The sequence below is a fragment of the Bacillus methanolicus MGA3 genome, from assembly GCF_000724485.1.
GTDB lineage: Bacteria > Bacillota > Bacilli > Bacillales > Cytobacillaceae > Bacillus_Z > Bacillus_Z methanolicus_A.
Genome location: NZ_CP007739.1, coordinates 1,478,213 through 1,490,116, shown reverse-complemented (window position 1 = coordinate 1,490,116; position 11,904 = coordinate 1,478,213). Strand labels below are relative to the sequence as shown.

The 11,904-nt window shown below is 46.4% G+C and carries 15 protein-coding genes and 2 pseudogenes; 8 read left to right on the top strand and 9 right to left on the bottom strand.

What is annotated here, in order from left to right; genetic code table 11:
- Positions 1–263: 263 nt before the first annotated feature.
- The 3 genes and pseudogenes from mtnK to BMMGA3_RS07255 form a co-directional block, all read right to left on the bottom strand.
- Entirely contained in the window at positions 264–1,469 is a 1,206-nt protein-coding gene (mtnK, locus tag BMMGA3_RS07260; protein ID WP_003349741.1) for an S-methyl-5-thioribose kinase, read from the bottom strand.
- Between the two features lie 515 nt (positions 1,470–1,984).
- Positions 1,985–2,202 (bottom strand): annotated as a pseudogene (locus tag BMMGA3_RS18330) (cation acetate symporter); the annotation flags it as partial.
- A gap of 151 nt (positions 2,203–2,353) precedes the next feature.
- Entirely contained in the window at positions 2,354–2,743 is a 390-nt protein-coding gene (locus BMMGA3_RS07255; protein ID WP_003349744.1) for a hypothetical protein, read from the bottom strand.
- A gap of 155 nt (positions 2,744–2,898) precedes the next feature.
- Here BMMGA3_RS07255 and BMMGA3_RS07250 point away from each other — a divergent pair, with 155 nt between their 5' ends.
- The 3 genes from BMMGA3_RS07250 (at position 2,899) to BMMGA3_RS07240 (ending at position 3,907) form a co-directional block, all read left to right on the top strand.
- Positions 2,899–3,117, top strand: coding sequence for a hypothetical protein (locus tag BMMGA3_RS07250; RefSeq protein WP_003349745.1), 219 nt, complete (start codon positions 2,899–2,901; stop codon positions 3,115–3,117).
- Between the two features lie 286 nt (positions 3,118–3,403).
- Positions 3,404–3,601: a hypothetical protein gene (locus BMMGA3_RS07245; RefSeq protein WP_155815651.1), complete on the top strand. Its 198-nt coding sequence runs from the start codon at positions 3,404–3,406 to the stop codon at positions 3,599–3,601.
- A 27-nt stretch (positions 3,602–3,628) separates the two neighbouring features.
- Entirely contained in the window at positions 3,629–3,907 is a 279-nt protein-coding gene (locus BMMGA3_RS07240; RefSeq protein WP_003349749.1) for a hypothetical protein, read from the top strand.
- 122 nt (positions 3,908–4,029) lie between these two features.
- Here BMMGA3_RS07240 and BMMGA3_RS07235 read toward each other — a convergent pair whose 3' ends face one another.
- From BMMGA3_RS07235 to BMMGA3_RS18325, 6 genes and pseudogenes are all read right to left on the bottom strand, one after another.
- Positions 4,030–4,626 carry a hypothetical protein gene (locus BMMGA3_RS07235; protein ID WP_003349750.1) on the bottom strand — a complete coding sequence of 199 codons (597 nt, stop codon included), beginning with the start codon at positions 4,624–4,626 and terminating at the stop codon, positions 4,030–4,032.
- Positions 4,627–4,683: 57 nt separating this feature from the next.
- A pseudogene (locus BMMGA3_RS07230) lies at positions 4,684–5,526 on the bottom strand (bifunctional 3-deoxy-7-phosphoheptulonate synthase/chorismate mutase); the annotation flags it as partial.
- Positions 5,527–5,596: 70 nt separating this feature from the next.
- A complete protein-coding gene (locus BMMGA3_RS07225) occupies positions 5,597–6,832 on the bottom strand; it encodes a phenylacetate--CoA ligase family protein (RefSeq protein ID WP_003349752.1) in 1,236 nt (411 codons plus the stop codon).
- A gap of 31 nt (positions 6,833–6,863) precedes the next feature.
- Positions 6,864–8,207, bottom strand: coding sequence for a phenylacetate--CoA ligase family protein (locus BMMGA3_RS07220; protein WP_003349753.1), 1,344 nt, complete (start codon positions 8,205–8,207; stop codon positions 6,864–6,866).
- A 257-nt stretch (positions 8,208–8,464) separates the two neighbouring features.
- On the bottom strand, positions 8,465–8,566 hold the full coding sequence (locus tag BMMGA3_RS18765; protein WP_412150950.1) for an adenylyl-sulfate kinase: 102 nt from the start codon (positions 8,564–8,566) through the stop codon (positions 8,465–8,467).
- Between the two features lie 168 nt (positions 8,567–8,734).
- Positions 8,735–8,908 (bottom strand): hypothetical protein, encoded by a 174-nt coding sequence (locus BMMGA3_RS18325; RefSeq protein ID WP_003349756.1) that lies wholly within the window; start codon positions 8,906–8,908, stop codon positions 8,735–8,737.
- A 167-nt stretch (positions 8,909–9,075) separates the two neighbouring features.
- Between BMMGA3_RS18325 and BMMGA3_RS07210 the strand changes: the two genes are divergently transcribed.
- The 5 genes from BMMGA3_RS07210 to BMMGA3_RS07190 all read left to right on the top strand — a co-directional run bounded on the left by BMMGA3_RS07210 (position 9,076) and on the right by BMMGA3_RS07190 (position 11,904).
- Positions 9,076–9,255 (top strand): hypothetical protein, encoded by a 180-nt coding sequence (locus tag BMMGA3_RS07210; protein ID WP_003349757.1) that lies wholly within the window; start codon positions 9,076–9,078, stop codon positions 9,253–9,255.
- A gap of 114 nt (positions 9,256–9,369) precedes the next feature.
- Complete coding sequence (locus tag BMMGA3_RS07205) at positions 9,370–9,843, top strand: hypothetical protein (protein WP_003349758.1); 474 nt, start codon at positions 9,370–9,372, stop codon at positions 9,841–9,843.
- 21 nt (positions 9,844–9,864) lie between these two features.
- Positions 9,865–10,566: a hypothetical protein gene (locus tag BMMGA3_RS07200; protein WP_003349759.1), complete on the top strand. Its 702-nt coding sequence runs from the start codon at positions 9,865–9,867 to the stop codon at positions 10,564–10,566.
- A gap of 97 nt (positions 10,567–10,663) precedes the next feature.
- The gene (locus BMMGA3_RS07195; RefSeq protein WP_003349760.1) at positions 10,664–10,972 is read left to right on the top strand and encodes a hypothetical protein; all 309 of its coding nucleotides are present in this window, start codon (positions 10,664–10,666) and stop codon (positions 10,970–10,972) included.
- 149 nt (positions 10,973–11,121) lie between these two features.
- Positions 11,122–11,904: an alpha/beta fold hydrolase gene (locus BMMGA3_RS07190; protein ID WP_003349761.1), complete on the top strand. Its 783-nt coding sequence runs from the start codon at positions 11,122–11,124 to the stop codon at positions 11,902–11,904.

Sequence of the window (11,904 nt, the reverse complement as noted above, 5' to 3'; positions counted from 1 at the left end):
CGAATGCTCCTTTCTCAGGGCGAGTAGTTTGCATAAGCTCATTCAATGCCTGGGTTAAGCTATCGTTCAATTTATTATTTCAACGAAAAAGCCTGTAGACCCCTTCCGATGGTAAGGTTTGTCTACAAGCTGGGACAAATGTTAAAACATATTTCTTCCCTGCGTCATTGCTGCCTAAGGCGATCGCCGTTTCAGCGTACCGACTGCAGCCAGCTTTGTTCCCAAGCCGCCGCATGTCCGTTCGTCATGATAAGTTCGGCTCCTTAGTTTACAGCTTTTAAAGCGATATCCAACACTTCCTCAATAGAGCGGGCGGAGCGGTTCCGTTTGATCAGCGCCACGCCGATCTCCAGCGCGATCCGCTGTGCCCGTTCGCGGGCAGCCGCATCTTCGATGTGGTCGATGTCCGCGACGTGGATAAAACCATGGACGCGGCACAACATTATAACCCCGGCAAATCCGATTGTGTCCTGCAGCAGTCTTGCCACATACAAATCCTGATATCCTCGGGTCTTCGCCATCCGGTCGGCGGCATGCCCGTTCCAAAGCTCGCGGAACTGAAGCTCGAATTGTGTCCATAAGTCGTGCACGGTATCCAGCAGGTAGCGGCGGTAATCGGTGCGCTCCAGCGTATCCGTGCTCCAGCCCTCTTGGCCTGAATAGTTCAGCAGCAGATTGGCGATAACCGTCCCGATATCAAAGCCCATCGGACCGTAATAAGCAAATTCGGGATCAATGACCTTCGTAGAATCCGGCTTGATGAAGATATTATCTGTATGCAAATCGCCATGCAGCAGGGCCTGTGCTTTCGTCAGAAATTTCTCCCTCAGCAGCGTGACCTCGAGATGCAGCTCCTTATCCGCCCAAATGCGCTCAACGGCATCACGGATATGAGGCTCGAAGATATTCATCCGGGACTTTGTATAAGGAGCGTATAAGATGAGATCCTCGGTGATATTGCAAAGCTCCGGATTGATGAACGATTTCACCCGCAATTTCTTCTCCTGTTGGTCCATGGCCAGGTCCGAGGTGAAGAACAACGTCCGCGCCAAGAATGATCCGATATGCCCGGCGAACAACGGATAACGGCCCCGCTCCATCAGTCCGCGGCGCATGACGATGTGATCGCTCAAATCCTCCATGACCATCAACGCCAAATCCGGCTCGTACGCGTATACCTTTGGCGTCAGATCAGGACAAAGCTCCCCTTGAATGCGCAATGCTTCGCATTCAATGCGTACTCTGTCCAGCGTCAAGGGAACCGATTCGCCGATCACCTTGGCGTAAGGCAGCGCCTGCTTCAGAATTAAGGCTCGCCCTGATGCCGGGTCCGATATATGAAACACAAGGTTAAGATTACCGTCGCCGATCTCCCGTGACTTCAGCTGCGCACCATCTGGGAATACATCCTCGATGCCGTGTGCATACTCGACCGCTTCCGCTTGCGTTAAGGCGTGATAATTTGTCATTTCCGCATCCCTCCGAATACCGATTCTTATTTAGCCTAGCATATATCGAGCACGGGCTGGAGCTGTTCCGTGATGGCAAGGGCGTATTGACGCACCGCAATGCCGGCGGCTTGGCGACAGCCCGCTAAGAAAAACAGCGTAAACTCGTTAATATATTAATATGCTGAAAATATATGCAAAGTGATTCTTGATTACCTAAACACTGGCGTAGAAAACATTTTCGATGGAGGCTTGTTTAAGCATTTCATCGTTCCACGTTTATCCTCTCGGTTACGAAAACGATTATTTCGGGTTGCATCATCGCAATGTAAGGCTGATTTCACTGATATTTTTGTAGATATCACATTTCTGGGTAACCGACGGCATTAATGTGCCGCAAATAATTGTTCCTCTTCCGGATTTCGCAACATCGTTAGCAAGGTGAAACAATAAGTTAAATCTATTTTGGTATTCCAACTTCGAAGCCGTTGTTCTTGTCCTGAACCGGCAAACGGTATATGTTCTTGTCACCCGACTTATATGGAGTTGCCGATATTCGCCTTAACGACAATTTCGTCAAACTTCTTCTCATCCGCCTTTTTCATCGAAAGCATCCGACAATTGCTACAAGGAAGCCGAGCCGGATGGAGACGATACCGGGATTCGCCAAAGTAAACCAAGGGTCCCCGGTAAATATCGCCGCCCGCGGCTTCGCGTTCCAGACGCTTGGGCTCGCCGCAACGAGAACGATGGCAATGAATTAATGTCATATTCTTGGTTCATGTAGGCGCCTCTTTGGCCTATCTCTTTTTCCGGTTCTGTTTTTTTCAAATGTCTTCGGGATTCTTCAATGGTTACTTCGTTTAGACCACCATTAGCTAGTTGTTCAAATCAAGATAGTCAGTTTAATTCAAGTACAATTTAATTTTCGTCTGGTCGTTCACAGAGAAACCAGTTAATTTTCTCGTAGGTTCTTCAATTGGGTCACTTTGTTCTGTTTTTTTCGGTTCTATTTTTTCCGGTTCTGTCTTCTTATTAAAAATTCGTATTGTTGAATTGATCAATTGTTCTAGAGGTTTCTGCTCGATAAGGGAATTGAGAGTAAACTCCGTCTCAACCGACGAGGTATTCTCCGAGTCATCTTTTCCTTCATCCTTTTCCTGATTTTCTAGTTTCTCTAACTCTTTTTGGATAAACCGCTTCCACTCCAAATCGCCCTCCTGTTTCGAAACTGTCGAAAGTGCTTCTTCATCTGCGACCGGATTAGAATCAGTTTTCCTCTGAATATGATCCATTAATTGGAAACCTCCTTTTATATATATGTTTATGTGAGTTAGCGAATCTGGATTGGACTGAAGTGGAATTCACCGAATAATAATCGAATACCTAGATGATCTAGGATATTTATTCATATACTGAACTATTCTTATAAGGAAGGAGTGAAAGTAGAATGAAAACAAGGGACATGGATTTTGGGGATAAAATGTTATTCATTCTGGGTATGAGTTTATGCGGCGTGATTGTTTTCGTACTAGTGGTGGGTGTTATCGTTGCATTGTTTACATCTAGGAACGGCAAGAAACGAACGGGAACGATTGATTCCGTTCCGTTGCAGGATGACGAGGTTACGACCGTCGAAAGCCGAATCCGACGAGTAGAGGCTGGCTGAAGCGATTCAGTTTCATGATGAAGGGGCACCAGGAAATGTAGACTCCATTCGAAAAGCAAACCGATATTCGCACAATTGCGTCTGGATCATCCCGGATGCTCGATAACGAAAGCATACCACGGCAACGTTGCGGTTTTGATGGCAATGGATGCCTCGAATCCGATAGAAAAGAGAGAGCTGGCGAGACGAGGGCTGAGGCTTCTCGATGAAGCTGTCGCTTCTTCACCCCAGGATACTGCGGTCCGTATGCTCCGCAATTCCGCAGCTCCTGTTACACGATCGATCCTTGTATCCTGTGGAAACAGCCATTGAAGACTATATCCATCTTATTGAGTGGAAACTACGTCAACCGGGCAGTCTTGATAAATACACTTATTATAGAATGATCTACGAGCTTGGTGAAGGGTATCAACAGGTCGATCGTTTTCACGAAGCGGAGTATTGCAGTGGTATGTTGAATGAGGAAAGAGTCGAGAATGGCTAAATGTAGTATCGTAAGGAGGTGAAGCAGTTGTTTAGAGAAAATCAAGAGTTTTCGAGAATTTTTCGCGAAATCAATCAGGGATTTAGATTCTTTGTCGCTAACTACACGACGGCGGTCAAAAACGGAGCAGACGTAGCCGAGCAAGAAATCATTGAAGCTGTAGAAGATCGTGATCAACCCGTCGATATCGTTGCAGGAAAATTATTCGAAGCCCTAAAGAAGGGCGTACAATATGCTGGTGAACAAATGCTCGACTCCGGAGTCGATATCGTCGAACAAATGAAAGCAAAATTGAGAAAAAAATAAGAAAGCCTGTCAGCATATAATTCACTGCTGAGGCCTGCATATTCAAAAGCAATGGCTGACTCTAAGGGATGCGTTTCTCCCTGTAGAGCCAGCCATTGATCAGTTACTCTTCTTTCAGAACCTTATTCTTCTTTGTTCGATTGCTCTTCCGTCATCCCTTGCTGTAAACGGTGTCCGATGATGCTCGGATGGAAATATTCGAGCATCTGAATCCCCGGTTTACGTCCGAAATAAATGAAGTATCTTTTGTAAGGCACCTTATTTTGCAGATTAGGAAAGTGGATCTTGATCGGTCGTTGGAAAAAATCGACCGTTTCCGCTTCGTTCATGAATCCGGAGTCGACCACCTTTCGGAATGTACGCATTCCGAGTGAGCTGATCGCTTTTCCAATTCCCTCTTGTCGATGCGCAATTTTCTCGAACAAAGCGGGAGGTACATGCTTAGAATATACAAGCGCAATGTTGTGTGACACGACAAATCGACTTTTCTCGCCGATCAAAACCGATTCTCGAATATAGTACGGACCTCCCGAGGATTCACCCATCAGGTTTGCATCCTCTTCACCTATTTGTTCTTGCCGGATCACATGTACAATAATTTTATCGTTCAACAGCATTTCTAGCAAATCCGTTGTTCGTCCATCCGTTACTAATAGAAAGTCGAATATCAATCCGTGTAAAACATCCGACGCCTTTCGCTCAAACTGTGAGTCTATCATACTCTCACCTCCATTAGACAATTGTGCGCGACTCTTTTCGACAGTTATTGAAAATTGTTAATGGTACAAACCGGAATCGCAGAGCCCCTTCCAGAACTCATGAAACTCATCAATGTTGACTTGCTGCTTCGCGTCGGAGAGAGCGGCCGGGGGATTCGGGTGCACCTCAACCATAATCCCGTCGGCTCCAGCGGCTAACGCTGCCTTTGCACAAGGCAGCAGAATATCTTTCCGCCCGGTAGAATGAGTGACATCCACTAGCACTGGAAGATGGGTCTCCTGCTTTAAGATTGGAACAGCGGAAATATCAAGCGTATTGCGAGTCGCTTTCTCGAAAGTGCGTATACCACGTTCCATTAACATGACCCGGTCATTCCCTTGATGCAGAATATATTCTGCTGCGAGCATAAACTCCTCCAAAGTAGCGGAAAGGCCGCGTTTCAGTAGTATGGGCTTCTTCGTTTGGCCGACGGCTTTCAGCAGGTCGAAGTTCTGCATGTTGCGCGCGCCTATTTGAAAGATATCGATATAACGGGCGGCTGTATCGATTTGAGTGGGACTCATAATTTCGCTGATGGTCACCAATCCGATTTCATCCGCCACATCCTTCATAATTTTTAATCCCTCTTCACCGAGCCCTTGAAAATCGTAAGGAGAAGTTCTCGGTTTGAACGCCCCGCCGCGTAAGACCGTTAAGCCAGCTTTCTTTAAAACTGAAGCAACCGTTACGAGCTGTTCTCTCGATTCGACCGAGCAGGGACCTGCGATCAGCGTATGCGAAAAACCACCGATCACCGCTTGCTTAATATTAATAATCGTATCCTCGCCTTTATGATGGCGGCTTACGAGAAGAGGTGATTTCTCTTGTTGCAATTTATCGCTCATGATGAACAATCCTTTCTTTTAGTCTAATTAATGGGAATCTTCCTAACCCATGATCGTTATGCTATCGAATTCAATGGATCTATTTCTATGCGCCGTTACTTCGCTTTTTGATATATTCAGGCTTTATCGATGGAACGTTACTCATGAGATCGACACGATCGACCAACGTAGTGATTTCAACGGTGACCGGCACTTGAAGTCGAGAAGATAATCGAGAACGGACATTTTCCTCCGACCATTTCCCGGAATCATGCGAATCTAGTAAAATGTGCAACCCCTCTTCCTGCTCTAGCACCTTCCAAGCATCCGGAGCAGGAGACAACGAATATACGGCTTCCTGAATATCCATTGCGTCTAGGACGGTGTTTCCGAAACGAATTCGATCCTTGCTTCTGCCGTAATGAACCAGCTTGGCTCCAGTTCGGCCGCAATCGCATAAACAGGGCTCTACAGAGATAATGTCTTCATTAAAATATCGCAGCAGAGGAGAACCCTGATGGGAAAGCGTCGTGATCGCCGCAAACCCTCTTTCTCCATAAGCGACGGGGCTTGAACCGTCCTCATTCAGTACTTCTACGAAAAAATCTAGTTCTACGATATGCATTGTGCCATTCTCGCACATTGTAGCGATATTGGCAGTTTCCGTCGAACCGTACATATTAAATACAGGCACGCTCCACAGCTTTTCTATATGCTCCCTGCGCTTGTCGCTCATTAATTCACCGGCGACGCATATGGCGCGCAGAGCCGGAAAGTCCTTGCTCGGCTCAGAACCGCCGAGACGAGCCGCTTCGGCCAGCAGTTCCATCTCACGCGGGAGTCCCGCCAACACCGTGACAGAAAGATGTTTCATCAGGCTTAACACTCTGGGGTAAGGGGTAACTACAGTACGTCCGCTTGCGGGTACGACCCCAGCTCCTGTCTGCCAAGCTGCATGCTGCATTAAGAATGCAGGCAGCGCCATTGCGTAAGGAAAGCGGATCAGCACCAGATCTTCAGACGTCAAACGCACACCGCATTCCTTCAATTGTCTTCCGCCAATCATCAAATCTTTTTGCGTAAACCAGGCAGCGGAGGGCTCCCCGGTCGTGCCGGTCGATTCGTGGTATTGAGCGATTTCCTTCATATCGACGGCGAGGTGACCGAAGATGCCGGCTTTCCGCAAATCTTCCTTTGTCGTTAACGGAAGTGTCTGGATGTGACTCAATCCAATGCCGTTTAAAGCATAGTCCGATAATTTCCTCTTGTACAGAGGGGATTTTAGAATACGCGCATACATCTCCTGAAATTTTCGCGCCCTCTCACTATCGATGTCACTCATTAAAGCACCTCCTCTCGTTTTTTGTATATAGCTAATTGAATACTCTGGTCGCTTTGCCGAACGTACGAGGGATATCGTGTCTGATTACGACTTCGCAATGTATTCCAATCCGATCAGCCATATGCTTTTGAATTTTTTCCACCAATTGCTCGTCACTTAGCTTAGTCCGATACTTCTCGGCTTCGATTGTGAGCACTCCTTGATCCAGCTTAAGGTGATACCATAAACCTACTTCGGGAATCTCCAAGAGAAAGTGCTCGATCAAGAATGGAGAATAGTCTTCAGTGCCCAAGCGCAGCATGTGCTCCATTCGGCCTCTTAGCTGCATAACGTCCATTGTGATTCCGCAATCGCATTTGGATTTTTGCAAGTTGCCAAGATCCCCGGTCCGGTAGCGTACCATCGGCATTCCTTCACGCAGCAGCGTCGTCACAACGATTTCTCCCGTTCGACCGTACGGAAGCACTTCCTCCGAAACCGGATCAACGATTTCGACTTTCACATGCCCTTCCATGACGTGATACCCTCTATGCTTACTGCATTCTACACCGACAACTCCGCACTCGGTTGAGCCGTAGAAGAACGAGACTTCGCATCCCCACCACTTTTCCAGCCGTTCGCGGAAGGTGGAGGAGCATCCTTCGCCGGTAAGCCAAATTTTCTTCAGGCGAATATCTTCACCAATTTTTATACCGAACTTCTCGCTTTCTTCTGCTAGGAGTGCTGCGTAAGAAGGGGTTGTAGTAAGGATCGTGGCTTGAAATTCCTTCATTAATGCCAACGACTTATCGATAGGAGCCATGTAACCACCTTTGCCAAGCGATAGAACCGCCGTACCAAACGCAAATTGAAATAATCGCTGAAATCCAAGGCCGGGCAGCGCAAATTCATAAGGCAGCGCTATTGCCGCGACATCATCGTCCGACTCCTTAAACAGCTCTAAATACTTCGGCAGCAGATCGTATACATATTGATCAGCTAATGTGTAACAGGTATATATTGGCTTACCCGATGTGCCGCTAGTGAGGTGAACTTGGCCTATTTCTTTCGGATCGACGCATAATATCTTTTGTTTATCACCTCTAATGACATCTTTCTTCAGCATCGGTACGGAAGCTAATTGTTCTAGACTATCGATTTTAGGCTCTGTGAAGCCTGCCTCTTCCAACGTCGAACGGTAGTATTCATTTCGGTTCCACACATGAGCAAGAGTGGCGTTAACAGCTTTTAACTGATAATCTTCTATTTTTTGATGAGGAAGTTTTTCAATGGTTTTTCCTTCATCATCCAATTGCTTATAAAATTCCTTGAATTGTTCTAGATGGGATGAATGATCGTCAATAGAAACTGTCATCTTATGAGTTTGAAACTTCATCTAAATCCTCCATTCCATGTATTCATAATACTCTTAGAATCTACCCGGCCTAGACTGCATTTACCAATGGCCCTTAGATAGGACAACATCCTACAACCACCTGAAGCCTAATATCGATTGTGGCGCCCAATGGATAACTACCATTGCGTCTCTTGGAAAATATAGTTATAGAAATGTAAAGCAGTAAAGGATCTGCGCAACGAAATCTCCTACCGTTTGCTTATCGGTTTCTATAACGGTCTCTTGTGGACTAGGATTCATAAGGATCGGATATACCGGTAAATTCCAAGGATTTCACCTGCTTTGACCTTTTTATAAAGCCCTTTAGGATCGCGTCTTTCGCATCGCCGAGCGAACACGTCAAATAAATTTTGATAAAATCACCTTCAAGAAGTAAAGAACGAGTGAGGGCACGGTCCGCGCGAAAAGGCGTAACCATTCCCTCATCTATAAACAGCTTTGCAACCTCCGATATACTGCGAATTGTTTCCTTGGACAGTTTCGATCTATCTCTATTAATTTCTTGCTTAAATCTTTTTTTCTGCTTTCTTTTCTTGTTTCCGTTTATTTTTTGCTGCTTTCTTTTCTTGTTTCCGTTTATCTTTAACTTGCTTCTTTTCCATTTTTTTTGCCAACTTCTCTTCTCTTTTTTTTGCTTTTTCTGCTTTTTTCTCTTCTTTATTTAGCTTTCCATCATTCATGTTCTCCCCTCCTTCATTTACTCTTTATGAAATGCAAGGAAAGTTAGATTTGATTCAGACAAACATACATTTTATAAAAAATGAGTATTCCATCCAAACCGTTCATATAAACCATACATATCGTAACTAGCACAAATCGTTTATTTTAAGGAGGAGGGGGTTGATCTGTGTTGTTATTCGGAATGGAGAATGATCAAGATTTTGAATATCTCAATACACGTCTTCTGAGAAGCTGTCCAGCCAGTGGTTCAGATCAGGGTGGACTATTTTTGCTAGGCTTTAAAAATAACGCTTTGGAGAAGCTTTACACCGGCAGTTGTTCGGGAATGACATTGGTTAAGGATTGATTATTCGTAACGCAGATTCTTGTTCTTGATCCAGATTTTTCGTTGGGAAGGGGGAATTGAAATGAAAAAAACGACACCCATTTGAAGCAATTCGAGAAAGGAAATAGGGTTCTTATGAAAGGCGTAGACGGAGATAAAAAGGCGGTGAAAATCGCCTATGAGATTTTCTTAAAGCTTCGCAAAACCGAGCCCGACAATGCTCTTATTGAAGCCTATTACGGCAGAACTCTTGCGCTATTAGGACGAGATGCTGTTCAGCCTCTGGAAAAAGCGGATAAAGCGCAAGAAGGACTAGATTCATTGAATCAAGAAATTCCCATGGACCCGAACCAGAAAGAAATTCAGTTGTTGCGCGGGAACATTTGTCTGAGGCTGCCGGAGTCCTTTTTCCATTGCTCGGAAACGGCGATCGAGGACTTCACCTTCCTGCTTGACCACTATAAAGAGAATTCCAACTACCTTACTCCAAAGCAAGTACGCGAAGTACTGCGAAACCTAAGTGCAGCTTACCAAAATGCAGGAAAACCTGACAAAGCAAATTCATTCTTGCAGCGTCTCGATCAATTGGAACTGAAGAAAAAATCATAAGAAAAGAGAGGGAGGAGACCATTGACATTCAATGAGAGATTCGACAAGATTATCTCGCTGTATAAGAAAGGCGCGAAAGGCAATGTAACCGCCGTTCAGGAAGCGAATGAGCTGTTAGAACGGCTGCGACTCGATTATCCGGACCACCCTCATGCGGAAGCTTACCATGGCAGCATCATGCTTTTAATCGCTCGGGATAAAACGAACCCGCTCGAAAGGTTGAAATGGGCGAAAAACGGCTTAAAGCTTCTCGACAAAGCGGTAGCAGCCGCTCCGCTCGACAGCAGGATCCGATATCTTCGCGGCAGGTCCGCATACAGGCTGCCAGAGAAGTATTTCCAACGGACGCGGACGGTAATTGAAGATTATACCTTCCTGATCGATCGGGAGTCACTTCAAGAAGGCATACTCGGGGCCAATGACTACACGAAACTAACCTACGAGCTCGGCGAGGCGTATCGCCGAATCGGTCGGAACGAAGATGCGGCCAGATGCTGGACGAAGCTGGAGCAGCAAACTCAGGATCCGGAATTCAGGCAGCTTCTCAGGCTAAAGCTGCAATCCTTGGAAGGCAAACCTTCGGTTGAACACATCCCAGCCAACGACAGCATCACATCGATCTTGATGGGAAGAGCCGCTCGCGCCGTCGGCAATACACTCCTCCAATGGGCGGAAAAGGAGATTAACGGTAACAAGAAGGAAGAGGAGAAGAAACAAGCGTAAGCGTCTCCGTAAGCATCACAAGAAGAAAATAAGACACTAGAGCAAGAATCATCCCCTTACCCGGGTAAATCGCAGGATCGGAAAGGAGGTGAACCACATGTCAGAACTCATGAAAGGGGTATTCAGGGGAGTAAGGAAAGAGATCGCAAATTTTGCCAATGCTGCTTTGAAAAGCGGTGCTACCCACGTCGGCAAAGAGCTTGCGAATATGAAGCGCGACGAAAATCAACCGTTAGATTTCACTTTCGGAACGATCACCAATTCCTTGAAGACCGGTGTTATAGCGACTGGCAAAGACTTAATGAACAAGGGCTTGGAGCGCATAAAGGCAAGCTCCCCACAGGAACAAAATTCGGAAATGTCCGAGGAATCCACGTTGACAAAACTATCGGCGGAAGAGAAATAAAACAGGAGTTCTACGCGGAAAGGCTCAAGCCGTCAATCGGCTGAGGGCCTTTCCCTTTCATCCTCACTCTATTCCCTTCCGTAGAATATATTGATCTTGGATATCGTTCATTCGCGGCCAGAAATTACGAAATTGGAGAGTGGGGAATTTTGGAAAAAGTATTCGTCAACGGCATTAACATTTGTTATGAATCGATCGGGGAAGGATTTCCTTTGATCGGACTTACAGGAAAAGACAGCAACATGGACTGGTGGAACCCGGCAATCAAGGCAGCGTTAAGCGAAAGGAACCGCTTCATCATGCTCGATCATCGAGGTACAGGACGGAGCGACGCTCCGACAGAAGCGTACGACATCTCGGATATGGCCAAGGATGTCATTGGGCTAATGAACGCGCTCGATATCGAAAAGGCACATATTTTAGGCCAATCCATGGGGGGAATGATTGCGCAGGAGCTTGCAATCGAAGTCCCCAGCCGCGTGTCGAAATTAATCTTATGTTCCACGACCTGCGGGGTCAAACGGGTGCCGCCTTCTTTTCGGATGATCAAGTGGCTGATGCGAAAGAACGCTGCATATTCCCCGCAAGACACGCTAAATATGCTTTACTCCAAAGCCTATATCCAGGAGAATCCGGACTTGATCGCTTCGCTCGTGGAACGGATGCAGATCGCGCCTTCGAACCCTAGAAGCATGGAGATTCATCGTGAGGCGAGCAAGAATTTCGATTCGTACCATCGGCTCGGGCGAATTTCGGCACCAACGCTTATTATTCACGGCGAGGATGATTGGGTCTTTAGTCCGAAGCATGCCAAGATTCTGAACCGTCGTATTCCAGGCTCCAAGCTGATTCTATTTCCCCATGCGGGCCACGGTGTCTTTTCACAGGAGCATCGCAAGGTGTTGGAGGAAATCCATCGTTTCGTAGATTGA

Coding starts and splice junctions, on each gene's coding strand:
- BMMGA3_RS07205 (WP_003349758.1), top strand. CDS start 9,370: ATGAAAGGCGTAGACGGAGATAAAAAGGCGGTGAAAATCGCCTATGAG.
- BMMGA3_RS07225 (WP_003349752.1), bottom strand. CDS start 6,832: ATGAGTGACATCGATAGTGAGAGGGCGCGAAAATTTCAGGAGATGTAT.
- mtnK (WP_003349741.1), bottom strand. CDS start 1,469: ATGACAAATTATCACGCCTTAACGCAAGCGGAAGCGGTCGAGTATGCA.
- BMMGA3_RS07220 (WP_003349753.1), bottom strand. CDS start 8,207: ATGAAGTTTCAAACTCATAAGATGACAGTTTCTATTGACGATCATTCA.
- BMMGA3_RS07195 (WP_003349760.1), top strand. CDS start 10,664: ATGTCAGAACTCATGAAAGGGGTATTCAGGGGAGTAAGGAAAGAGATC.
- BMMGA3_RS07235 (WP_003349750.1), bottom strand. CDS start 4,626: ATGATAGACTCACAGTTTGAGCGAAAGGCGTCGGATGTTTTACACGGA.
- BMMGA3_RS07250 (WP_003349745.1), top strand. CDS start 2,899: ATGAAAACAAGGGACATGGATTTTGGGGATAAAATGTTATTCATTCTG.
- BMMGA3_RS18325 (WP_003349756.1), bottom strand. CDS start 8,908: ATGAATGATGGAAAGCTAAATAAAGAAGAGAAAAAAGCAGAAAAAGCA.
- BMMGA3_RS07255 (WP_003349744.1), bottom strand. CDS start 2,743: ATGGATCATATTCAGAGGAAAACTGATTCTAATCCGGTCGCAGATGAA.